Annotated in this window: 26 protein-coding genes and 1 riboswitch; of the genes, 9 read left to right on the forward strand and 17 right to left on the reverse strand. The window is 70.9% G+C overall.

All coding sequences use genetic code 11. The features are described from left to right. Nucleotides 1-57 precede the first annotated feature (57 nt). Nucleotides 58-257, forward strand: a riboswitch (cobalamin riboswitch). Nucleotides 258-287: 30 nt separating this feature from the next. Together bluB and BDK92_RS16290 are read left to right on the forward strand one after the other, a co-directional pair. Continuing rightward, nucleotides 288-917, forward strand: a complete 630-nt coding sequence (gene bluB, locus BDK92_RS16285) for a 5,6-dimethylbenzimidazole synthase (protein ID WP_121157482.1) — start codon at nucleotides 288-290, stop codon at nucleotides 915-917. Between the two features lie 330 nt (nucleotides 918-1,247). Continuing rightward, nucleotides 1,248-2,111 (forward strand): polysaccharide deacetylase family protein, encoded by an 864-nt coding sequence (locus BDK92_RS16290; protein WP_246017070.1) that lies wholly within the window; start codon nucleotides 1,248-1,250, stop codon nucleotides 2,109-2,111. A 79-nt stretch (nucleotides 2,112-2,190) separates the two neighbouring features. Here the strand turns inward: BDK92_RS16290 and BDK92_RS16295 are convergent, their stop codons facing one another. The 6 genes from BDK92_RS16295 to BDK92_RS16320 all read right to left on the reverse strand — a co-directional run bounded on the left by BDK92_RS16295 (nucleotide 2,191) and on the right by BDK92_RS16320 (nucleotide 5,595). Continuing rightward, entirely contained in the window at nucleotides 2,191-2,964 is a 774-nt protein-coding gene (locus tag BDK92_RS16295) for a MerR family transcriptional regulator (protein WP_211349253.1), read from the reverse strand. A gap of 5 nt (nucleotides 2,965-2,969) precedes the next feature. Then, nucleotides 2,970-3,773 carry an alpha/beta fold hydrolase gene (locus tag BDK92_RS16300; protein WP_121157484.1) on the reverse strand — a complete coding sequence of 268 codons (804 nt, stop codon included), beginning with the start codon at nucleotides 3,771-3,773 and terminating at the stop codon, nucleotides 2,970-2,972. Nucleotides 3,774-3,983: 210 nt separating this feature from the next. After that, nucleotides 3,984-4,184, reverse strand: a complete 201-nt coding sequence (locus tag BDK92_RS16305) for a DUF397 domain-containing protein (protein ID WP_121157485.1) — start codon at nucleotides 4,182-4,184, stop codon at nucleotides 3,984-3,986. A 67-nt stretch (nucleotides 4,185-4,251) separates the two neighbouring features. After that, nucleotides 4,252-4,452, reverse strand: coding sequence for a DUF397 domain-containing protein (locus BDK92_RS16310; protein ID WP_121157486.1), 201 nt, complete (start codon nucleotides 4,450-4,452; stop codon nucleotides 4,252-4,254). 70 nt (nucleotides 4,453-4,522) lie between these two features. Then, nucleotides 4,523-4,723, reverse strand: a complete 201-nt coding sequence (locus BDK92_RS16315; protein WP_121157487.1) for a DUF397 domain-containing protein — start codon at nucleotides 4,721-4,723, stop codon at nucleotides 4,523-4,525. Continuing rightward, entirely contained in the window at nucleotides 4,720-5,595 is an 876-nt protein-coding gene (locus tag BDK92_RS16320; RefSeq protein ID WP_121157488.1) for a helix-turn-helix domain-containing protein, read from the reverse strand. Before BDK92_RS16320 ends, BDK92_RS16315 begins: the two co-directional genes overlap by 4 nt. 242 nt (nucleotides 5,596-5,837) lie before the next feature. Here BDK92_RS16320 and BDK92_RS16325 point away from each other — a divergent pair, with 242 nt between their 5' ends. Together BDK92_RS16325 and BDK92_RS16330 are read left to right on the forward strand one after the other, a co-directional pair. Then, nucleotides 5,838-6,032 (forward strand): hypothetical protein, encoded by a 195-nt coding sequence (locus tag BDK92_RS16325; RefSeq protein WP_121157489.1) that lies wholly within the window; start codon nucleotides 5,838-5,840, stop codon nucleotides 6,030-6,032. Beyond that, the gene (locus BDK92_RS16330) at nucleotides 6,029-6,439 is read left to right on the forward strand and encodes a hypothetical protein (protein ID WP_121157490.1); all 411 of its coding nucleotides are present in this window, start codon (nucleotides 6,029-6,031) and stop codon (nucleotides 6,437-6,439) included. The genes BDK92_RS16325 and BDK92_RS16330 overlap by 4 nt, the downstream gene beginning before the upstream one ends. Before the next feature lie 148 nt (nucleotides 6,440-6,587). On the opposite strand, the gene BDK92_RS16335 is transcribed toward BDK92_RS16330, so the two are convergent. The 3 genes from BDK92_RS16335 to BDK92_RS16345 all read right to left on the reverse strand — a co-directional run bounded on the left by BDK92_RS16335 (nucleotide 6,588) and on the right by BDK92_RS16345 (nucleotide 9,114). Further along, nucleotides 6,588-6,791, reverse strand: coding sequence for a DUF397 domain-containing protein (locus BDK92_RS16335; protein WP_121157491.1), 204 nt, complete (start codon nucleotides 6,789-6,791; stop codon nucleotides 6,588-6,590). Between the two features lie 251 nt (nucleotides 6,792-7,042). Then, a complete protein-coding gene (gene fahA / locus BDK92_RS16340; protein ID WP_121157492.1) occupies nucleotides 7,043-8,245 on the reverse strand; it encodes a fumarylacetoacetase in 1,203 nt (400 codons plus the stop codon). Further along, entirely contained in the window at nucleotides 8,242-9,114 is an 873-nt protein-coding gene (locus BDK92_RS16345; protein WP_121157493.1) for a hypothetical protein, read from the reverse strand. The genes fahA and BDK92_RS16345 overlap by 4 nt, the downstream gene beginning before the upstream one ends. Before the next feature lie 95 nt (nucleotides 9,115-9,209). Here BDK92_RS16345 and BDK92_RS16350 point away from each other — a divergent pair, with 95 nt between their 5' ends. Further along, nucleotides 9,210-10,379, forward strand: a complete 1,170-nt coding sequence (locus tag BDK92_RS16350; protein ID WP_121157494.1) for a homogentisate 1,2-dioxygenase — start codon at nucleotides 9,210-9,212, stop codon at nucleotides 10,377-10,379. Between the two features lie 118 nt (nucleotides 10,380-10,497). Here the strand turns inward: BDK92_RS16350 and BDK92_RS16355 are convergent, their stop codons facing one another. The 4 genes from BDK92_RS16355 to BDK92_RS16370 all read right to left on the reverse strand — a co-directional run bounded on the left by BDK92_RS16355 (nucleotide 10,498) and on the right by BDK92_RS16370 (nucleotide 13,425). Beyond that, the gene (locus BDK92_RS16355; protein ID WP_121157495.1) at nucleotides 10,498-11,565 is read right to left on the reverse strand and encodes a tetratricopeptide repeat protein; all 1,068 of its coding nucleotides are present in this window, start codon (nucleotides 11,563-11,565) and stop codon (nucleotides 10,498-10,500) included. 84 nt (nucleotides 11,566-11,649) lie between these two features. After that, entirely contained in the window at nucleotides 11,650-12,123 is a 474-nt protein-coding gene (gene ispF / locus BDK92_RS16360; RefSeq protein ID WP_121157496.1) for a 2-C-methyl-D-erythritol 2,4-cyclodiphosphate synthase, read from the reverse strand. 38 nt (nucleotides 12,124-12,161) lie between these two features. Beyond that, nucleotides 12,162-12,872: a 2-C-methyl-D-erythritol 4-phosphate cytidylyltransferase gene (gene ispD / locus BDK92_RS16365; RefSeq protein ID WP_121157497.1), complete on the reverse strand. Its 711-nt coding sequence runs from the start codon at nucleotides 12,870-12,872 to the stop codon at nucleotides 12,162-12,164. A gap of 67 nt (nucleotides 12,873-12,939) precedes the next feature. Next, the gene (locus BDK92_RS16370) at nucleotides 12,940-13,425 is read right to left on the reverse strand and encodes a CarD family transcriptional regulator (protein WP_121157498.1); all 486 of its coding nucleotides are present in this window, start codon (nucleotides 13,423-13,425) and stop codon (nucleotides 12,940-12,942) included. A 327-nt stretch (nucleotides 13,426-13,752) separates the two neighbouring features. On the opposite strand from BDK92_RS16370, the gene BDK92_RS16375 reads away from it, so the two are divergent. Further along, nucleotides 13,753-14,493 (forward strand): hypothetical protein, encoded by a 741-nt coding sequence (locus BDK92_RS16375; protein ID WP_121157499.1) that lies wholly within the window; start codon nucleotides 13,753-13,755, stop codon nucleotides 14,491-14,493. A gap of 27 nt (nucleotides 14,494-14,520) precedes the next feature. Here BDK92_RS16375 and BDK92_RS16380 read toward each other — a convergent pair whose 3' ends face one another. From BDK92_RS16380 to BDK92_RS16395, 4 genes are read right to left on the reverse strand one after another with little or no spacing between them, the layout of a single operon-like run. Further along, the gene (locus BDK92_RS16380) at nucleotides 14,521-15,075 is read right to left on the reverse strand and encodes a hypothetical protein (RefSeq protein ID WP_147457019.1); all 555 of its coding nucleotides are present in this window, start codon (nucleotides 15,073-15,075) and stop codon (nucleotides 14,521-14,523) included. A gap of 23 nt (nucleotides 15,076-15,098) precedes the next feature. Then, nucleotides 15,099-16,175, reverse strand: a complete 1,077-nt coding sequence (locus BDK92_RS16385; protein ID WP_246017071.1) for a type III polyketide synthase — start codon at nucleotides 16,173-16,175, stop codon at nucleotides 15,099-15,101. After that, nucleotides 16,172-17,341, reverse strand: a complete 1,170-nt coding sequence (locus BDK92_RS16390; protein ID WP_121157501.1) for an acyl-CoA dehydrogenase family protein — start codon at nucleotides 17,339-17,341, stop codon at nucleotides 16,172-16,174. The genes BDK92_RS16385 and BDK92_RS16390 overlap by 4 nt, the downstream gene beginning before the upstream one ends. Before the next feature lie 43 nt (nucleotides 17,342-17,384). After that, nucleotides 17,385-18,194, reverse strand: a complete 810-nt coding sequence (locus BDK92_RS16395) for a methyltransferase domain-containing protein (protein ID WP_121157502.1) — start codon at nucleotides 18,192-18,194, stop codon at nucleotides 17,385-17,387. Between BDK92_RS16395 and BDK92_RS16400 the strand changes: the two genes are divergently transcribed. From BDK92_RS16400 to radA, 3 genes are all read left to right on the forward strand, one after another. Next, nucleotides 18,193-19,080, forward strand: coding sequence for a UbiA family prenyltransferase (locus BDK92_RS16400; RefSeq protein WP_246017072.1), 888 nt, complete (start codon nucleotides 18,193-18,195; stop codon nucleotides 19,078-19,080). The genes BDK92_RS16395 and BDK92_RS16400 overlap by 2 nt on opposite strands. A gap of 152 nt (nucleotides 19,081-19,232) precedes the next feature. Further along, nucleotides 19,233-19,979 carry a hypothetical protein gene (locus BDK92_RS16405; protein WP_121157504.1) on the forward strand — a complete coding sequence of 249 codons (747 nt, stop codon included), beginning with the start codon at nucleotides 19,233-19,235 and terminating at the stop codon, nucleotides 19,977-19,979. A gap of 108 nt (nucleotides 19,980-20,087) precedes the next feature. Continuing rightward, nucleotides 20,088-21,530, forward strand: coding sequence for a DNA repair protein RadA (radA, locus tag BDK92_RS16410; RefSeq protein WP_121157505.1), 1,443 nt, complete (start codon nucleotides 20,088-20,090; stop codon nucleotides 21,528-21,530). Nucleotides 21,531-21,555 lie beyond the last annotated feature (25 nt).

The raw sequence follows: 21,555 nt of genomic DNA on the forward strand, positions 1-21,555 counted from the left end.
ATCCGGAATTCATGGCGGGGTTCGTCCCGGGGTCGTCGGGTGCCGCTAGGGTGCGCGGTGGCACAAACGTTGCGAGGTGCCCCGCGCGAGCGGGGAGAATCGGGAAGCCGGTGTGAATCCGGCACGGGCCCGCCGCGGTGACCGGGGAGTTGCCACCCACGCGTACCAGACGCAGCCACTGGCCTTGACGGGCTGGGAAGGCGGGTGACCAGCGTAGATCCAGGAGTCCGAAGACCGGCCTCGCGTCACCGGCCCCGTCAGGGGCACGAGCGCAGCGGGAGCCTGCCTTGAACACCGGACTCTACGAGACCATCCACCGCCGCCGGGACGTACGTGCCCAGTTCACCGGGGCGCCGATCCCCGACGAGACGTTGGACCGGATCCTGACGGCGGCGCACGCCGCACCGAGCGTCGGTCTCTCCCAGCCCTGGGACTTCATCCTGGTCCGCGATCGTGAGCTGCGGCAGGAGTTCCACCGGCACGTGGAGCGGGAGCGGGACACCTTCGCGGCCACTCTCGACGGTGCGGCGGCGGAACGCTTCGCCCGGATCAAGATCGATGGCGTACGTGAGTCGACGTTGTCGGTCGTGGTCACGTACGACCCGGAGCGGGGTGGGCCGGCCGTGCTGGGTCGCCACGCGATCGCCGACGCCGGCCTCTACTCGGTCTGTCTGGCGATCCAAAACCTGTGGCTGGCCGCGACCGCCGAGCAACTCGGGGTCGGTTGGGTCTCGTTCTACCGGGAGCCGTTCCTGCGCGATCTGCTCGGCATCCCGGCCACCATCCGCCCGGTGGCGTGGCTCTGCCTCGGCCCGGTCACCCATCTGGAGCAGACGCCGGACCTGGAGCGGCACGGCTGGCGCCAGCGACGTCCGGTGACCGAGGCGATCCACCACGATCGGTGGAGCGCCGGTTGACCCACTGCGGGACCGGGCGTCATCGAGGGGCCACCACCCGACGCGCGCTCGGATGTGCCGGCCGCGACCGGTACGCCCGTGCGCGCGTCGCCCTCCGGGGCGGTTTCCTCAGCCCAGCGGCTTGGCCCCGGTCACGACCACATCGTGATCACGAACAGGAAGTCGCCCCGGGCGCCTGGGGCGTCCACAGCGTCGAACCACGCCCCAGGCGCGGATGTCCGGGACGAGCCGTAAGCCCTGTCGACTCACCCCCGGTCACCGGAGTTTGCAGACGGTAGCGGGCATACCTCGCCTGACACGTTCCTCACATTCAATGGCTACAGTCCCGGCGTGCCGTCCACCCCCACACGTCGCATCCTTTCCGTACTCCCGCTTCTGGCCCTGCTGACGTTGAGCGCCTCCGGTGCCGGCGCCCATCCCACGTTCAGTGCGGCGCCGACCACCACAGGCCAACCGAGCCCGTCCGACCCGCCCCCGGTCAGCGCATCGGCAACGCCGTCAGGGACGCTGCCGGTGGCGGGAAGCCCCGCGCCGAAGAGCTTGGCCTGGTACCTCGCCCAGGTGCCGGACTTCCCCGAGGCGCCGCCACCGCAGCGGGTGCAACTGCCCAAGGACGGCTCGGCCCCGTTCTGGTTCCGGGTGCCGACCGACCAGAAGGTCGCGTTCATCACCATCGATGACGGCGGGCTGGCCCGTCCTCCAGCGGTTGTCGACTTCATCCGGGAGGCGCACATCCCGGTCACGATGTTCCTGAACTCCCCGGCTGCGGCCGAGCACACGCCCTATTTCAAGCAGATCGAGGCGGCCGGCGGAGTGGTGGAGAACCACACGATCACCCACACGTCGTTGAAGGGCAGGCCGTATGCCTTCCAGAAGCACGAGATCTGCGGGGCGGCGGACAAGCTGGAGCAGTTGTTCGGCAAACGGCCCACACTGTTCCGCCCACCGTTCGGCAACCGTGACGCGACCACGCTGAAGGCCGCGTACGACTGCGGCATGAAGGCGGTCTTCCACTGGACCGAGACCGTCAACGAGGGGATCGTGCGCTATCAGACCCCGACGAAGGTGGTGAAGCCCGGCGAGGTGCTGCTGATGCACTTCCGGCCGGCGCTCATGGACGACCTCCTGGCGGCGCTGAAGGCAATCCACCGTTCCGGGCTCACTCCGGTGCTGCTGGAGGATTACGTCGGCTGACGGACTCGACCAACCCAACGAAGATCTGCTGGTTATGAGCTGCAATTCGGGTCCGACTGCGGTAATTCCGGAGCTGCGATCATTGGTACGGGATGTCTACGCCGGCGGAGCGCAGTTTCGTCTCGACCAGCGTGGTCAGTCGGGACATGACCGGTGCCTGGTCTTCGCCATGGTGGTTGAGCAGGCCGTATCGAATGGCGTCAGTGCGGGCCTGGAGGCTGTTCGGGATCGCGAGCAACGCGGGGTTGGCGAGGAAACGGTCGGCTACGGCGGTCGCGAGTTCCTCGATGCGGGGATCGTCGGGTTCCCAGTCCTTGGCGGCCCAGCATTGCTTGGTCAAGGCGACGAACCGGGTGTCGTTGAGGGCGTGCTCGGCCCCGGTGAGAAAGTCGTCGAAGCCGTCGGGGACCAGGGCCCTGGCCAACACCATGCCCTCGCGGTTGGCGGCCACCTCGTCTGGGGTGAAGCCGAGGTCGGCGGCCCGGTCCAGCAGCGCGCAGGCCCGGTCAGGCAACAGGTCCCAATCTCTGTTGGCCACCCGGTCCAGCAAGTCGCGGCGCGCGGCCAGTTCCTCGATCCGCTCGGTCAGCCGCCGTTTGACCTCGGCCAGGTTGGCGGCGAACCGCTGCGGATCGGCGCTGAGCAGGGCGCCGATCTCGGACAGCGGTACGCCGGACTCGGCCAGCGTCCGGGCCTGGACCAGCCGCAGCAGGTCGGACGACCCGTAGCGGCGATAGCCGGAACTGTCACGGGGCGGTTCGTCGACCAGGCCGAGCCGGTGGTAGTGGCGGATGGTCTTGATCGTGACGCCGACGAAGGCCGCCGCCTTGCCGATCGTGACGCCGCGGGTCATGGTCGTCAGCGGCTTTCGCGGGTGAGGGCGGCGAGTTCGCGGGTGGCCTTGGCGATGGCGCGGAAATCCTTGCGCACGATCGTGCCGTGGTTGCTGGCGACCTTCGCGCTTATCGTGAGGTTCGGGTTGCGGGCGAGCACCGGGTTGAGGGTGGTGCGCATCTTTTCTTGCCAATCCTCCTTGCTCCCCAGGGACTCCCCGGAGGCGACCACGTACCGGACCGGGACGGTCAGGCTGTCCAGGACCGGTTCGAGGGCGGCGTGGATTATGTGGGCCTCGATGTTGATCTCGGCGTGCTGTTCGGCACTCATCCGCGCGGCGTTGCCGACGAGGCGCACTATCGGCAACAACCACCGGGCCTTACGGAATCCCCGACGGATGTATTCGTGGCCGGCATCGTCGGTCCAGCCGGACGGATAAGGGCCGTCGACCCCGACCACGCCGGCGACGCGGCCCGGATTCCGAGCGGCCCAGACCACCCCGAGCAACGCGCCGTAGGACCAGCCCACCAAAAGCGGCCGCTCCACCCCCCTGGCTTTCAGGACAGCGTCGAGATCCCGGACGCACGCCTCGAAGGAGTAGTCCGCTGACGTCTTCGATCGGCCACGAGCCCGCTCGTCGTAGGTGATGTGTCGCCACCCCGACCCCAGGTCGTTGATGACGGGCCGCCAGTGCCGCCGGCTGGCGTAGGAACCGTTCAGGTAAACCACGGGGGTACCTGTCCCGCCGGTGTCGGTCACGGCCAGGGCGGTGTCTTCCACCGGCAACATTCCACTCCAGGCCGCGTAAGTCGCGTTCGGGTTCGTCATGCCAACAGCGTCGACCTTGACCCAAGGTCAAGGTCAAGACGGAGCCGGCAACAAGCCGGAATCCGAGCCCTCGGTGGGCGCACTGTCGCCACCCTCAGGAGCTAAAAGTCCTGGCCAGATGTGCTGCTGCCCCGCCGCTCCATCGCGGTCGCGCAGGCCATCCCCGTCTTCCAAGCCGCCCAGGACACCCGTCGCCACGCTGGAATCGGCTCAACGAAGAAGCCTGCCGGACTTCACCCCGACGACGAACGCCGCCCACCCGGCCCGTCCCACCGTCAGGACCGGACCGGCAACGTCCTTCGAATCCCGTACGCCGACCACACCCACCAGGTTGTCGGCAACCTCGACGCACTGACCCTGGCTGTTGGAACGGCTGCTCTTGCGCCAACGGGAGGCGGCCAGATCACTCACGACTCATATCCCTTCGCCGGTAGAGGAAGAGCCCTGGCCGGCGAGTGCCGGTCGCAGGCCCGGGGAGTCAGCGGCGGAAGCTGCCTGACTTCACGCCAGCAACAAACGCCAACCAACCAGTCCGCTCGACCGTCAGGGCCGGACCGGTGACGTCCTTCGAGTCCCGTACGCCCACGACGTCCGCCAAAGCATCTGCCACTTCAACACACTGGCCCTGGTCGTTCGAGCGGCTGCTCTTGCGCCAACGGGCGCCCGACAGATCACTCACGACTCATATCCCTCCGTCGTGTGGCAAAAGAGTCCCAGCCGGCGAGCGCCGACCGCACCTCGCAAAGAGATCAGCGATGAAAGCCGCCGGACTTAACACCGACGACAAACGCCGTCCAACCCGCCCGCCCCACCATCAGGACCGGACCGGCAACGTCCTTCGAATCCCGTACGCCGACCACACCCACCAGGTCGTCAGCCACCTCGACGCACTGACCCTGGTTGTTGGAACGGCTGCTCTTGCGCCAAGTGGCTGCAGACAGGTCACTCATTGGTCAAACTCCCGCGCGATGGTCCAGAAGAGGTCCCTGGACGAGGCTTCGTCCAGGGCGGCGGAACTCAGATCGCCAAAGGCCCAGACGTAGCCCTCGGCCTCTGACTGTTTGTCAAGGTAGAGCGCTCCGGTCAAGCCCTCAACGTAGATTGTCGTCGGTTCTTCACGGCGTGGAAAGTCAAGGATCGTGAACGAACCGCCGACAAGGGCTCCCGCGTGCAGCGCCGCACCCAATGGCAGGACTCTGATCGAGACATTGGGTAGTTCTCCTGCCTCGGCGAGCCTTCGAAGCTGACCTGCCATGATCCTTTGGCTGCCTACTCGTCGCCTGAGGACGGACTCCTCCAGCACGATGTCGAACGACGCTGCCGCTGGATCGAGTCGCGTCAGCAGACGAGCGCGTTTCATTCGAACTGCTACCCGACGTTCAACTTCCTCGGTTGCGACGTGCCGTGCGTTCTTGCTGAACACCGCTGTGGCGTACTCCCTGGTCTGAAGCACGCCGGACACGAGATCCGTGTGGTACTCGCGAAGCTTGCTCGCGGCTTCTTCCAGGCCGATGAACAGCTCGAACCAGGGTGGGATGTCGGCGTAGTCGTGCCACCAGCCCTTGGACTTGGTGTGTGGGGCGATGGCGGTCAGGGCGACGGTGGTCTGCTCGTCGGCGCCGTACAGCTCGCACATGGCCTTCACGTCGAGGGCGCGTACGGCCAACTCGCCGCCTTCGAGACGCCACAGCTTGGTGACCGACCACTCCAGCGCGCGGGCCGCGTCCACCTGCGGGATACGCGCCTCCTGCTCGCGGAGTCGACGTAACTCGCGGCCGAGTTGTCGACGTGGGACGGTCGATCCGACAACGGTCTCCGGCATGGCGCTCCCCCTGGCCTGTGCACCGTCCGCTCATCCGGTCGTGCTGTCGGCAAAGACGATGCGCGCTCGCCCGATAGCGGGCCTCGGCTATTCGTACCTATCTCTACCACATCCCCCGGTGACCATTGCGTCACCGATCCGCACCGGGGAAGACTCAGGTCGCACGAACAATCCCTTGAAACCAGCCCTTAACGGGCGCGATTCGCCGTGCGCGAAACAGCGAAGGCGATTCTGGAGGCGTCATGGATACCGCCCTGGCCGGGCAGTCCGACCCGGAAGACCCGGACGACGCGGACGAGCGACAGCAGGCGCCGCGTCCCGACAACCAGTCCCACCGGTACGACCAGTCCCGTTCGACCGTGGCCACCGTGACCGGTGCGCGCTCGGGCCGGCGGGACGCGAACCGTGGTCCCGGCTGGTCGAGACGGCGGATATGACGTACCTGTCGCGCTACGTCTGGCCGGAGGTCGTACGTCAGGCGCACCTGGTCGTGGCCGCGCACGCCGACGGGCGGATGTGCGGCCGGTGCGCCGAGCCCGGCGACTGTCACCGGCTGCGGAACGCGCGGGTCGAGATCGGCACCTTCGATCCGCCCCGGGGCACCCCGATCCGACTGGCCGCCGGTGAATGGTCCCACTGCGCCGGCCTCGACCCGGCCGCCACGGTCGAGATGCGGGTGGCCAGGGTGCACATCGAGCGGATGCACCCCAATGACGAGGAGGTCTGGGTCAGCGGACACCTCTCCTCGTGTCCCGCACAGGCCGTCGCGGAGCACCGGGCGTGCGTCGAACTTCTCGCCCGGGTCGACGCCCTGATCCGGCTGGCGAAAACACGGAGCCGGTGAGCGGCTGGGGAGTGGCTGGCCCCGTACCAGTGGGCATTTGAACCGGTCCGGCCCGGCGGCAACCGGTGCTGGACGCAGAAAGGGCGGCCCCGCCTTGCTCACCGACCGGGCGGGGCCGCCCGAAAACCGCACTTCGACGTTGTCTGAATCAGCCGTCGAAGGAGCCGGAGCGCGCCGCGCCGATGAACGCGGACCAGTCGGCCGGGCTGAACGCCAGCACCGGCCCGGTGACGTCCTTCGAGTCGCGGACCCCGACGACGCCGGTCAGGTTGTCGGCCACCTCGACGCACCAACCCTGGTCGTTCGACCGGGTGCTCTTACGCCACTCCGCGCACGCGAGATCGATCTGCATTTCAGCCCCTTTGATACGAGTTATGCACATAAAAGTGCTTTCGCCGGTATTGTTACACGACGAACGGTGCGACACGCATTACCGAGTGCAACATGCAGGAGGAGAGCGGCGGGGTCTCGCACCTTCTGTGCGATCACCGCGACGGACAGCGCACCCAGGGGTGCTCCACAGTCGATAGACGCTCTTGGAGGAGGCGCTCGGGCCCCGGTGACGATGGGTCCGGCCGGCTACGACACCGGTCGGAGTCGGGGCTAGCGCCGGGCCGGTACGACCGTTCCGGTGACCTCGCCGAGGCTGACCGTACGGCCGTCCGCGCCAGCGGCGGTGGCAGTGATGGTGACCGTGTCGCCGTCTTCCAGGAAGGTGCGAACCGTACCGTCGGCCAACGTCACCGGCTCACCTCCACCCCAGGTCAGCTCCAGGAACGAACCCACCTGGTCACGCCGTACGCCGGAAACGGTCCCCGAGGCGTAGAGGTCGCCGGAGCGCACCGAAGCGCCGTTGACGGTCAGGTGGGCCAACTGCTGCGCCGGGGTCCAGTACATGCCGGCGAACGGTGGCTCGCTCACCCGGCTGCCGTTCCAGTCGACCGCGAGCCGCAGGTCGAGGCCGAGGTGCGGCTCGTCCCGCAGATAGTCGAGGACCGGCGGGTCCTGCACCGGCGCCGGCACCCAGGCGTGCGCCAGCGCGTCCAGCGGCACCACCCAGGGCGAGATCGAGGTGGCGAACGACTTGCCCAGGAACGGCCCGAGCGGGCGGTACTCCCACGCCTGAAGGTCCCGCGCCGACCAGTCGTTGAGCAGCACCACACCGAAGACGTACTCGGAGAAGTCCTCGACCGACACCCGGTCGCCGAGCGCGGAGGGGAGCCCCACCACGAAACCGACCTCGGCCTCGATGTCGAGCCGGACCGAGGGGCCGTAGACCGGACCGTCCGGAGTCGAGCGCTGCCCGCACGGGCGGACGATCGGCGTACCTGAGGCGACCACCGTGCCGGCCCGCCCGTGGTAGCCGATCGGCAGGTGCTTCCAGTTCGGCAGCAGCGGCGGCTCGCCGGGCCGGAAGATCTGGCCCACGTTCGACGCGTGCTGCTCCGAGGAGTAGAAGTCGACGTAGTCGCCGACCTCGAACGGCATCCGCAGGGTGACCTCGGCGAGCGGGTGGAGCAGCGGCGTCACCACCGCCCGGTGGGCCGGGTCGGTGAGCAGTTCGACGATCCGCTTCCGTACCGCGCTCCACTGGGCGTGACCGAGCGCCATGAACTCGTTGAGCGAGGGCGCGCGCAACGCGCCACCGGCCAGGATCAACCCGGCCGCCTCGGCGCCGTCGAGGTCGAGGACGAATTCCCCGATCCGTACGCCGATCCGGGCCGGCGCGTCCCCGTGCGTGAACACCCCGTACGGCAGATTGTGCGTGTCGTACGACGAACCCGCAGCGCCCTCGACCCAGCTCACTTGCTCTCCCCGTGGTTGATCAGCCCCAGTTGGGCCAGGTCGGTCAGTGGTTCGTCGATGCTGCACGAACCGAAGCCGCGCCAGAGGGCGCGGTCCTGTTCACGCCGGACCCGGGCCGGTTCGACCATCCGCAGCGGGTCGCCGCTGGCCAGTAGTTCCGCGATCTCGGCCACCTCGGCACCCTCCGTCGCGGCGGCGGTGGCGACCAGCACGTTGACGAACCCGTGGTGGGTGAAGCCGGTCTCCGGGTCGGTGTGGCGTAATGCGTGGTGCAGTCCCGCGGTGAGCTTGAACGGCAGTGCCCGGTCCCGGCAGGCGCGGATCACGGCGGCCAGCTCGGCCGGGCTGGGGAAGAGCTCCGCGGCGAGCCCGCCGGTGCGGAACTTCGCCGCGACCGGGATGCCGGCGGCGCGGGCCTCGGCGATCCGGTCCAGCGCGGCGAGCAGCCCCCAGGTGAGCGGGACCTCGGCGTAGAGCTCCGGTGCGGGTGCCCCGCCACGGAGCGCGGCGGCGTGCAGGTCGAGGAGCGCGGTCAGCCCGGGGCTCGGGTCCTCGCCCCGTTTGGCGACCGCCGCCTCGATCTGCCGGGGGCGGACCCGGGGGTCGACGGCCGCGAGCAGGTCGGGGAGGCGATCGATCGGTACGTCGCCGATCACGCCGACCTCGATCCGCTCGTCGGGTCCGAGCAGGGCCGGCAGGTGAGGCAGGGCCGAAGCCGGGACGAGCAGGGGTCCGACCAGGTCGGCGTACCAGGCGGCGCGGTGTTCGCGGTGGGCGGCGACGGCGTCGGGCAGCGACGCGTTGCCGGGCGGGAAGACGGCCGCGTCGTCGACCAGGCCGGCGAAGAGCCGGGGCACCTGCGTTGACACGAACAGAGAACTTACGGGACGCTACGACTAACGGACAACAGCGTCCGATTATCGGACACCGTCGGCCGCTGAATGGGACAAATGCGGAGGTCAAAGTGCCGTACTACCGCAGCGTCGGTGAGCTGCCCCGGAAACGCCACACCCAGTTCCGGCAGCCCGACGGCAGCCTCTACGCCGAGGAACTGATGGGCCAGGAGGGCTTCTCCTCCGACTCGTCGCTGCTCTACCACCGCTACCTGCCGACCGCGATCGTGGCCGCCGAGCAGTTCACCCCACCGACCTGGTCCCGGGTGCCGAACCTGCCACTCAAGCCCCGACACCTGCGCACCCACAAGCTCGACGCGGGCGGCGCGGACCCGGTGCTGGGCCGGCAGCACCTGCTCGCCAACGACGACGTACGGATCTCCTACGTGGTCGCCGACCGGCCGTCCCCGCTCTACCGCAACGCCATCGGCGACGAGTGCCTGTACGTCGAGTCCGGCGCGGCCCGGATCGAGTCGACCTTCGGCGTACTCGAGGTGACCGCCGGCGACTACGTGATCATCCCGACCTCGGTGGTGCACCGGATCGTGCCGGTGGCACCCGAACCGCTGCGCCTGCTCACCATCGAGGCGACCGGTCACATCGGACCACCGAAGCGCTACCTCTCCGCCCGGGGGCAGTTCCTCGAACACTCCCCCTACTGCGAACGCGACGTACGCGGCCCAGCCGAACCGCTGCTGGTCGAGGAGTCCGACGTCGAGGTGTACGTCCAACACCGTCGCGGCTGGACCCGGTACGTCTACGCCAACCACCCGTTCGACGTCGTCGGCTGGGACGGCCACCTCTACCCGTGGGCCTTCTCCATCCACGACTTCGAACCGATCACCGGTCGGGTGCACCAGCCCCCGCCGGTGCACCAGACCTTCCAGGGTCCGAACTTCGTGATCTGCTCGTTCGTCCCGCGCAAGGTGGACTACCACCCGCTCGCGATCCCGGTGCCGTACAACCACCACAACACCGACTCCGACGAGATGCTCTTCTACACCGGCGGCAACTACGAGGCCCGACGCGGCTCCGGCATCGAACAGGGCTCCATCTCCCTGCACCCCGCCGGGTTCACCCACGGCCCGCAGCCCGGCGCGGCCGAGCGGGCCATCGGCGTCGAGCACTTCGACGAACTCGCCGTCATGGTCGACACCTTCCGCCCGCTGGACCTCTGCGACCCGGCGCTGACCGTCGAGGATCCGGGGTACGCCTGGACCTGGGCCCGCCGCACCCTCTGAGCCAGACCGGGCCACTCCGGAACCCGTACCCCCACAGGGAGGGCGTGCCCCCCGCGCGGGAGTGGGCACGCCTTCCCTGTGGGGGTACGGCCCCCGGGGTCGGCGACCCCGCCCCGGGTCAGCGTGCGGCAGGGCCGTAGCGGCGGAGCACGGCCAGTTCGGCCACAGCGGTGGCGACGATCGTCAGCACCAACGGCCACGGGGTGCCGACCAGGGTGTAGAGCAGGAGGAACGCCGGGGCGGCCAGGGTGGCGTACACCGACAGCCCCAGCACCCGGTCCTGGCTCATCAACGTCGGCAGGACCGTCCTGGTCAGGCCCGGCACCTTCGAGGCGAACCGCCACACCAGCACCCCGCCGACGATCGCCAGCAACGCCGCCCAGGCCCGGGAGGCGCCGCCACTAGCGGCGGCCATGAAGGCCACCAGCACCGCCGCCGTGATCGAGTAACCGGCGCCGTACGTCACCAGGCGGAGCACGCTCTCCGCGACCGAGCGGTAGCTGTCCACCCGTACCGGCTGGATCGAGACGGTGGCGGCGACCTCTTCCAGCGCCCGGGCGTAACGTCGCCGTTCCAGCCGGCTCTGTCCCACGTCGTCACCAGCCGTGTCCAACGTCGGGTCGAGCCGCAGCGCCTCCTGGTATGCCCGCTCGGCCAGGTCGAAGAGGTTCAGTCGGGCCGCCACCATGCCCAGCACCAGGTGCGCCTGCGACTCCTGCGGGGCGAGTTCGACCGCGCGCCAGGCCGCGTTCAGTGCCGGCTGGCCGTTGCGCGCGTCGGCCAGGATGCCGGCCGCGCTCCGCTGGGCGTACGCGTCCGCCGGGCCCCGGCCGAGGATCTCGTCGGCGACCTCGGCCGCCTCCCGGAACCGCCGCAGCTCGACCAGCGCGATCCCCCGGGCGACCAGTGGTGGAGCCCAGTCCGGCGCGGCGCCCGGCACGGCGGCCGTCGCGGTCGAGACGGCTGTCGCGGTGTCGGCGGCGGCCAGCGCCTCCTCGGGTCGCTCCGCCGCCAGGTGGGTCCGGGCGAGCATCGTCCAGGCCCGCACACTGGCCTGGTCGAGGGTGATCGCGAAGCCCAGCTCCGTCACCGCGTCGTCGTAGCGGCCGAGTTCGGCCATCAGGTCGGCGCGCTGGAGGTAGTCGTCGGCGGAGGCCTGGTAATCGGGTGCTGCGTCGCTGGACACCGCTCGAGCCTAGGCCATGCGCCGTCGGCGCCCGGTCCGAGACGGGTCGGCGTGAATGGATGTACGGCCGCCGCCGCGCCGCCGTCAGCGCGAGTGGATCAAGGCGGTGGCGATGCCGGCGAGCCCTTCGGCGCGGCCGGTGAGGCCGAGTCCGTCGGTGGTGGTGCCGGAGACCGAGACCGGGGCGCCGACCGCCTCGGCGAGCACCCGTTGCGCCTCGTCGCGTCGTGGCCCGATCTTCGGTCGTACGCCGATCACCTGGATCGAGACGTTGCCGATCTCGAAGCCGGCGGCCCGGACCCGGCGCGCGGTCTCGGCGAGCAGTACCACCCCGGCGGCGCCGGCCCACTCGGGGCGGTCGGTGCCGAAGTTGGCGCCGAGGTCGCCGAGCATCGCCGCCGAGAGCAGCGCATCACACGCGGCATGGGCGGCGACGTCACCGTCGGAGTGTCCGGCCAGCCCGTCGACGCCCGGCCAGTGCAGGCCGGCGACCCAGCAGGGCCGACCAGCTTCGAACGCGTGTACGTCGGTGCCGATGCCGACCCGGGGAACGATCACGGGGACAGGTTACCGAGCGGGTGTGGCGGGGTGCCCGATCAGGCGACGCCCGGCTCCGGCTGGGTCGCGAGCAGGTGCTCCGCCAGGGCCAGGTCGAACGGCTGGGTGATCTTCATGGCGTACGGCGATCCGGGCACGCAGGTGACGCGTACGCCCTGTTTCTCCACCAGACCCGCGTCGTCGGTGAGCGCGTCGACGGCGGAGGCGTGCGCGGCGGCCAGGACCGCCCGGCGGAAGCCCTGCGGGGTCTGTACGGCGCGCAGCGCCGAGCGGTCGACGGTGCCGAGCACCACGCCGTCGGCGGAGACTTCCTTGACCGTGTCGATCACGGGCAGGACCGGGATCGCGGCGTCGTGCCCGGCTCGGATGGTCGCGGCGACCGCCTCGACCAGCACCGGCGGGATCAGTGCGCGGGCCGCGTCGTGCACCAGGACGATCTCCGGCCCCGCCGGTACGGCGGCGAGCGCCGCCGCGACCGAAGCCTGTCGGGTGGAGCCGCCGACGACCACGGTCGACTCGGCGATCGGGGCCAGCAGTTGCCGCACCGCCTCCACCTCGGCGGGGGGCGCGGCGACGACGATCGTGTGTACGGAGGGAGCGGTGGCGATCCGGCGCACCGCGTGCACCAGCAGTGGTTCGCCGGCGAGCAGGCGGAGTGCCTTCGGGGCACCGGGGCCGAGGCGTACGCCGGCACCCGCCGCAGGAACGAGGACCGCGACGTCACCGCGCGGATTGAGCTGCGCGGTCACGTCGCGGTCCTCGTTTTCTTCTGTGGTTAGTTGGGCGCGATTCGCCAGGATTGTCCCTATCCGGGCGTTACGCCTCGGTGAGCACCTTGTCGAGGAGGTTCTCCGCCTCGTCCTTCGTGCTCTTCTCAGCGAGCGCGACCTCGCCGACCAGGATGTCACGGGCCTTGGCGAGCATCCGCTTCTCGCCCGCCGACAGGCCCCGCTCCCGCTCCCGACGCCAGAGGTCACGAACAACCTCCGCCACCTTAAGGGGGTTTCCGGAAGCCAGCTTTTCCAGATTCGCCTTGTAACGCCGCGACCAGTTGGTCGGCTCCTCGGTGTGAGGGGCGCGGAGGACATCGAAGACCTTGCCCAGGCCCTCTTCACCGACCACTTCGCGGACGCCGACGATCTCGGCATTCTCAGCGGGCACCCGGACCGTCAGGTCACCCTGAGCGACCCTGAGGACGAGGTACTGCTTTGGCTCGCCCTTGATGACCCGAGTCTCGATTGCCTCGATGAGTGCGGCCCCGTGGTGGGGGTAAACAACGGTCTCGCCGACACTGAAAACCATAGGTTCGAAACCCCTTTCGCTGTGTCTAGGGTAACACGCTCAGGCACTGATGTCCCACCTCAGTCCTGACCATTAGCGCAGCTCAGAGGCCCTGTGAGAGGTCTTTCTTCCGCTTGACAGGCCGCCGGTCCACGAGTTTCACCACGCTGCGTAACCTCCGGATCACCGGACGGCGGGGCTAGTCGGAAGAATCGGATGTAGGGCGTTGCGGTGGTTCAATCATATCTCTCCCCCTTAGGGGGCGTCAGAGACTAGCGGTACAGGCCCCGGTACGGGACGCTGGACAAAGAGCCCGATCCACTATCACGTGACCGGCCAGGGGGCACGATGGGCACGCCGGGGAACACCGAAGGATGGCCGGAGAACAACGGCCCCTACGACGGGCTGCCCGAACTCCCACCCGACTGGGGCCCGATCGTCATCCCGGACGACCCCGCCGAACTCGCCGCCGAAGCCGCGCTGATCCGCCGCGAACTGCGACAACGCGCCCGCCGCGCGGCCTGGCGACGGCGCCTCGGCCTCTCCCGCAACAGCCACTCCGCGCTCCGGATCACCATGCTGATCATGCCGCTCGCCGTGCTCGCCGCGCTGGGCAGCCTCATCGCGGTGGTCTGGCCCGGCCAGCACCGCCAGCCACCCGCCCCACGCGTCAGCACCGGCGGCGCCCCGGGACGTACGCTGCCCGCCCTCGACCTGGTCGACTCCGAAGCCGCCCCGGTCGCCCTGCGCGGGCTGCTCCCGGCGGTGATCCTGCTCACCGACGGCTGCGCCTGCGCAAACCAGGTCGCCGCCGCCGCCGGAGCCGCCCCACCGGGAGTCACGGTGATCGCGGTGACCAGCGACCGCTCCCGGCCCAGCCCGCTACCGAGCCCACCCGTCGCCGCCGGCTCGGTACGCAACCTGGCCGACCCGGCCGGCGAACTACGCGGCCTGGTCCAGGTGGCCCCACAGCCCGACCACCCCACCGCCGTACTGGTCGACCACACCGGCCACATCGTCCGAATCCTGCCCGACCTGACCTCACCAGCGGACTACCAGGCCAACCTGCCGCAACTCACCCACCGCTGACCCCACCAGCGGCGACCCGCCGGGCACTCAGGGCAGGGCGATCAACTGAAGTGCCACCTCCAGCTCGCCCTGCCGAGGGAACGGCCGGGAGATCTGGACGCTCAACTCGGGCAGCTCGGCCGTCAACTCCTTGCCGGCGAACCCCTCACCGCAGACCAGCACGGCACCGACCGGCATGGTCCCGCCGTAGGCGCTGACCTCCAGCGCACCCGACCCGGTGCAGACGTACTGCAGGATGAAGCGGTCACCGGGGCGCATCGGCGCCGACCACTGCACGCCATCACCCGCCTCGGGCACCGGCAGCACGTCACGCTTCACCGTCGCGGAAAACTCCGGCAGGAACGGGGCCGCGTCCGTCACCACCGCCCCGGTCGCCGGATCCACGACGACCACCTCCACCCCACTCCCGAGAAGCCCGGCCGGTACGGACGGCACCGGCGACGCCCCAACCCCCGGCACCGACGGCGCGCCAGCCGACGGCACTGGTACGGGCGCCGCAGCCGCCCACCACCAGCCACCCACCGCCAACACAACGGCCGTACCCACACCCAGCAGTACGCCCACCCCACGGTCGCCAGCCAACCGGCACCTCCCCCGTACGCCGGTCAGGGGGTGACCGGGACCTCGAGCAACGTCGCGTACAGGGTGAGCCCCGGACCGAAAGCGAGCAAAACGACCCGCCGAGGCGGTCGTGGCAGGTTCCGCAACCGCTCCAGGATCAACAGCACCGTCGGTGACGAACAGTTGCCGTGCTCGGCCAGCACCGCCCGCGAATCGGCCAACGCCTCCGGCGGCAGCCCCAGCTCCCGTTCGACCACGTTCAGGATCCGTGGCCCCCCGGGGTGCACGGCCCAGCCGTCGACCTCGTCGATCCGCAGACCGTGCCGCTCCAACAACTCCGCGACCAGGTCCCGGACATGCGCCGCGAGCACCTGCGGCACCCGGGGCGACAGCCCCATCCGGAACCCGGTATCGGTGACGTCCCAGGTCATGTGGTCCGCCGTCGAGGTGTCCGTGACGGCGGCCACCTCGCGGACCGCGTACCCCGGACGTCCCCCCGGGGTGACCACGACGGCCACCGCGGCGTCCGAGAAGAGCGCGTGCGAGACGATCTGCTGGGTGTCCACCCGGGCCGAGGAGGGCTGCATGTGCAGGCTGGTCAACTCGGCGCAGAGCAGCAACGCCGGACGCCTCCGCGCGGCCACGAAATCCCCCACCGCACCCAACCCGGGCAGCGCCGCGTAACAACCCATGTGCCCGATGAAGACCCGCTGGGTGGCGGCGGACATACCCATGTCCCGGGCGAGCAGGATGTCCAGCCCAGGCGTGGCGTATCCAGTGCAGGAACAGACCGCGAACAGACCGATGTCACCGGCGGAGAGCCCAGCATCGGTCAACGCCCGGCCGACCGCCTCCTTGCCCAGCGGCAGCGCCTCCACCAGGTACCGGCGCATCCGACGCTCGGTCGGCCAGGTGGAGACGTCCTCCAGCAACGGGTTGACCGCCGCCTGACGGGTGACCACCCCCGAATTCGCGAAGATCCGCTGGGCCAGCGCACGGGTGGCGCCACCGAAATGCTGGGCGAAGAAGCCGGACCAGAGATCAGCCTGGGCGGCCCGGGGCGGCAGCGCGATACCGATGCCGGTGATCACCGGCAGCCGGCCCTCGTCCTCGGCGCTCACCACCGGGGGGCCGACCCGTCCCGGTCCGGGTCCCCGCCGATCGCCGCCACACCGAGCCAGTCCGCGCACACATCCGAGGTCGCCGGATGCAGCGACCCGCAGCGGGCATCGCGGTAGAGCCGCTCCAACGGATGACCCCGGCGGGTAGCGGAGGTGCCCGCCGCCTCCAGCATCGACGCGGCGACCTCCGCCGCGGTCGTGCCCGCGAGCAGCTTGGCCCGCCACACCCAGCGGTTGGTCTCCGCCTCACCCGGCTCCTCGTCCACCCGCCGGGCCGCCTCAGCCACCACCAACCGGGCGGCGGCCACCGCCGCGTCGGCCCGACCGATCCGGGCCCGAACCGCCGGCAGCTCACCCAGGTTGCGCGCCTCAACATGCGCGACCGCAGCGTCCACGGCCGCCTGGGCCACCCCGACGTAAACCGCCGCGTAGCTCGCCACCAGCCAGTGCGGCATCAACTGCGCCACCACCAGAGCCAGCCCTTCCACCCCGCCGAGCAGCCGGTCCGTCGGCACCGTCACGTCCAGATGCAGATCGTGGGAGGCGGTCGCGCGCATACCGAGCGAGTCCCAGGTCGGCTCCACCCGCAGCCCCTCCGCATCGGCGGGCACCAGGAACTGCGACACCATCGACTGGTCGGCTACGCTCCGGGCGGCGACCAGATAGCCGTCCGCGTGCCCGGCACCGGAGCAGAACGTCTTCGCGCCCTTGATGTGGAACCCCCCGTCGACCTGCTCGTACACCGTGGAGAGCTGGGACAGCCGGGCACCGGCGCCGCGTTCACTCATGGCCACCCCGTACCAGGCCCCGGCCGCCGCCTCGGCGAGCAACCGGTCCCGCGCGGCCAACGCCTCATCCGGCACACCGAGTGCCTCGGCCAGCTCCTCGGTCACCGCGCCGAGCGCACCGGTCACCGAAGCGTGCATGTTGAACACCAGCGCGGTCGCACCGTTGCCCCGGCCCAGTTCGGTGGCGACGGCGGCATACTCGGCGAACCGGGCACCCATCCCGCCCAGCTTCGCCGGCACCATCAGCCCGAACAGGCCGGCCTCCCGGAGGTCCATGAAGTCTTCAACGGGAAAAGTGCCCTCGCGGTCATGCTCTGCCGCCCGAGCGGCCAACCGCGGCGTCAACCGGCGCGCGGCTCCGAGCGCATCCACCGACATACCTGCCCCCTTCTGCCCCGTGACCCGTACCGGCTACGCCTGCCTACCCGCGCTTCACCCCACGGCCCTGGTAGAGCACCGCTGTCGACCAGGTCGGCACGATCCGGGGCGCGCGCCGCCCCCGACCCGCCCCACCGTCGCCGGCCCCACCGATCGGACCACTGCCGCTGGCGGCGGCCTGATGGACCAGCCAGCGCAACAGCCCCGGCACGGCCGGACGGATCCCCCGGACCCGCAGCGCCACCCCGTGCCGGGCACACTCCGCCACCAACGCCCGCGCGTCGACGAACAACCTCGGGTCGTGAATGCCGCGCGGCACCCCACGCACCCGTTCCGCCAGACGCACCGCGACCAACCGGCTCAACACCGTGTCGTTGAGCGTGTCCAGCACCAGGGTCCCGCCGGGCCTCAGCACCCGGCACGCCTCGGCCACCGCCGCCCGCCAGTCCGGTACGTGTTCCAACAGCTCACCGGCGGCCACCACATCGGCACACCGGTCCGCCAGCGGCAACGCGGCCGCGTCACCGTTGACCGCCACGACACCGTGCCCGGCCGCCTGGGCGAGCGCCGACCGGGTCAGGTCCACCCCGACGTGCCGGTAACCCCGACCCGCCAGATGCGGGGCGAGCAGACCGGCACCACAACCCACGTCCACCAGCACCGCGTCCGGCCGGGTCGCCGCCGGCACCAGGCCCGCCCGCGCGGCGGCAAGCCAGTGCAGCATCGCGAAGACGCCGTCCGGCCGCCACCACTCGTCGGCCAGGTCGTCGTACTGCCGCGGATCGTTACGCGGCCGGACCGGGGCACCGGCGCGCGTCTGGACGTCGCCCACCTCGGGATCCTCACCCGCCATGGGCTCGAGCCTGGCACGACTCGCCGGTAACCAACAGACTTCCTCTATGTCGCGAATGGTGTTAGGGCTGGTCCGGGCGAGTCACCCAGAACCGGCGGTCGCGGTGACGGGTGTCGCGGCGCTGCTCGCCTGGGGGGTCGGACACCCGCCTGCCGGCATCGCGACGGTCGCCGGGACCGTGCTGGCGAGCCAGCTCGCCGTCGGCTGGCTCAACGACCGGCTCGACGCCGACCGGGACGCCGCCGTCGGGCGGACCGACAAACCGCTGGCCGCCGGGGCGTTGAGCCGCCGTCTGGTGCTGCTCTGCGGGGTCGCCGCCGCGCTCGCCACCCCGGCACTGGCCGCACCGCTCGGCCCGGCGGCAACGGTGGCGATCAGCGTGGCCCTGCTCAGCGCACTGCTCTACAACTGGCCGCTGAAGTTCACCCCGGTCTCCGTACTGCCGTACGCGGTCTCCTTCGGCGCGCTGCCGGCGTTCGTCGTACTCGCCCTGCCGGGCGCACCGACCCCGCCCGGCTGGCTGATCGCGGCGGGCGCGCTGCTCGGGGCGGGCGCCCACTTCGCGAACGTGCTGCCCGACCTCGACGACGACGCCCGTACCGGGGTCCGGGGCCTGCCGCATCGGCTCGGCCCGGCCGGCTCCCGGGTCGCCGCCGCCGGACTGCTCCTCGCGGCGACGGCGATGCTCGTCTTCGGCCCCGCCGGACCACCGTCGTGGGTCGGCGTCGCGGCCATCGCGGCCGCCGCCGTGGTCCTGCCGACCGGCTGGTACGCGAGCCGCGCCGCGAACCACCGGGGGGAACGCGCGGTCGGTGTGTTCCGGGCGGTGATGGTGGTGGCGGTGATCGACGTGGTGCTCCTGGTCGTCAGCGGACGGGTGGTGTGACCGCGTTCTCGCTGGCCCGCTGCGTCCGACCCGGTTAACCGGGTCGGCGTACGGCAGTCGACCACACCCCACTACCCTGGAGGCCGGTCTGCGCGGGTATGGCCACCGCGTCCGGTGACAGCTGGGCGAGGATCGCAACGAGGAGGACCGACGTGACGCGCTCGATCAGGCGACCCCGGCGGGTCGCGCTGCTGCTGGGCGGTGCGGCGACCGCTAGCGCCCTGCTGCTCTCCGGGTGCGGAACGGGCCAGATCGCGGAGACCGCCGCCATGCGGCCCACCGTCTCCGGGATCAACACCCAGACCGGCGACAACGCCTTCAAGCTCCGCAACCTCGCGGTCGTCTACAAGGACACCAAGGGCTACCCGGCCGGCTCCGACGCGCCGCTCGAGGTTTCGATCTACAACGACTCGATGAACCCGGTGACGGTCACCGTGACCACCACCAGTGCGCGGGCCGTCGTACTCGGCGGCAAGCTCGCGCCGAGCCCGCAGCCCAGCCCGTCGAGCGCTTCGCCGTCACCGTCGGGCTCGCCGTCGGCGTCCGGCTCGCCGAGCGTGAACCCGTCCGGCAGCGGCACCCCGTCCGGCGCGGCGAGCGGGAGCCCGTCCGGCGCAGCCTCGCCGAGCCCGAGCGCGACCAGCGCCGCCCCGGTCGACCGGCCGGCAAGCATCCAGATCCCGGCACACGAGTTCGTGGTGCTCAACCCGACCAACGGCAGCTTCCTCCAGCTGGCGGGGCTCAGCGGCGACCTCAAGCCGGGTCAGTCGGTGCAACTGGTCTTCGACTTCGGCGGCCAGCGGATCGAGACCGCCGCCCCGGTCGCGATCCCGCTGACGCCCGCGCCGGTCGCCACCCCGGTGGTGCCGGAGGGCGAGGGCGAGGGGCACGGCGGCTGACCGTACCGGCCGGCGCGACGCCGACCACGATCAGATCATCGAATTGGGCCGGCGTGGCAGTGACCACGACCGGCCCGATTCGTCGTACGGATTGGCTAACGTCGCGGGGTGACCCCGCCCCCCGTTCCGCGTGCGACCCCGACCCGCTCCCGAGCCGCCGCCCGCGAACCGCGCCCCGCCTACCAGTGCGACGCCTGCGGACACCAGCCGCCCAAGTGGGTGGGGCGGTGTCCCGAGTGCGGCGAGTGGGGCGCGGTGGTCGAGACCACGGTCAGCGGCCCGACGGTCGCCGGCCGGGTGGTGAGTTCGCGGGTGCCGGGCGAGCCGGCCCGGCCGATCGCGACCATCAGCGCGGCCCCGGCGAAGGCCCGGCCGACCGGCATCGGCGAGTTGGACCGGGTGCTCGGCGGCGGGCTGGTGCCCGGTGCCGTGGTGCTGCTCGCCGGTGAGCCCGGCGTGGGCAAGTCGACCCTCCTGCTCGACGTGGCGCAACAGTGGGCGGCGGTTGCCGGCAGCCCGTCGCTGGTGGTCAGTGGCGAGGAGTCGGTCAGCCAGGTGCGGTTGCGGGCCGAGCGGATGGGCACCCTGCACGAGCAGCTCTACCTGGCCGCGGAGAACGACCTGGGGGCGGTGCTCGGCCACCTGGACGCGGTCAAGCCGGGTCTGCTCGTGCTCGACTCGGTGCAGACCATCGCGACCCAGGCCAGCGACGGCGTACCCGGCGGAGTGACCCAGGTCCGGGCGGTGACCGCCGCCCTGGTGTCGGTCGCCAAGGAACGCGGGATCGCCACCGTGCTGGTGGGGCACGTCACCAAGGACGGCCAGGTCGCCGGCCCCCGGGTGCTGGAGCACCTGGTCGACGTGGTGCTCCACTTCGAAGGCGACAAGCATTCCTCGCTGCGGATGGTGCGCGGGGTGAAGAACCGGTTCGGCGCCGCCGACGAGGTCGGCTGCTTCGAGATGCACGAGGGTGGGATCAGCAGCCTGGCCGACCCGTCCGGGCTCTTCCTCACCCGCTACACCGAGGCCGTCCCGGGCACCTGTGTGACGGTGGCGATGGAGGGGCGGCGGGCGCTGCTCACCGAGGTCCAGGCCCTGATCGGGGCGACCGTCGCCGGTTCGCCCCGGCGGACCGTCTCCGGACTGGACTCGGCCCGGCTGGCCATGGTCCTCGCCGTCCTGCAGCGTCGCACCGAGCGACTCACGCTGCACGACCGGGAGGTCTTCGCGGCGACCGTCGGCGGGATCAGGGTGGTGGAGCCGGCGGCTGACCTGGCGGTCGCGCTCGCGGTCGCCTCCGGCGGGCTCAACCTCGCCATCGCCCCCACGCTGGTGGCGATCGGCGAGGTCGGCCTCACCGGTGAGGTCCGCCGGGTGGGGGCGGTGCCCCGGCGGCTGGCCGAGGCAGCCCGGCTCGGGTTCCGATTCGCTCTCGTCCCGCAGGGGTGCGGCCCGGAATCGACCGGTGTCAGCCAGGACAACATGCGGGTACTGGAGGTCACCGACGTACGATCGGCCCTGCAACAGGCCGCTCGGGTTTCGGCTGAGTGACCGCAAAGTCCCACATAGCTCCCGT

Source organism: Micromonospora pisi (assembly GCF_003633685.1).
In the GTDB taxonomy this organism is placed as follows: Bacteria; Actinomycetota; Actinomycetes; order Mycobacteriales; family Micromonosporaceae; genus Micromonospora_G; species Micromonospora_G pisi.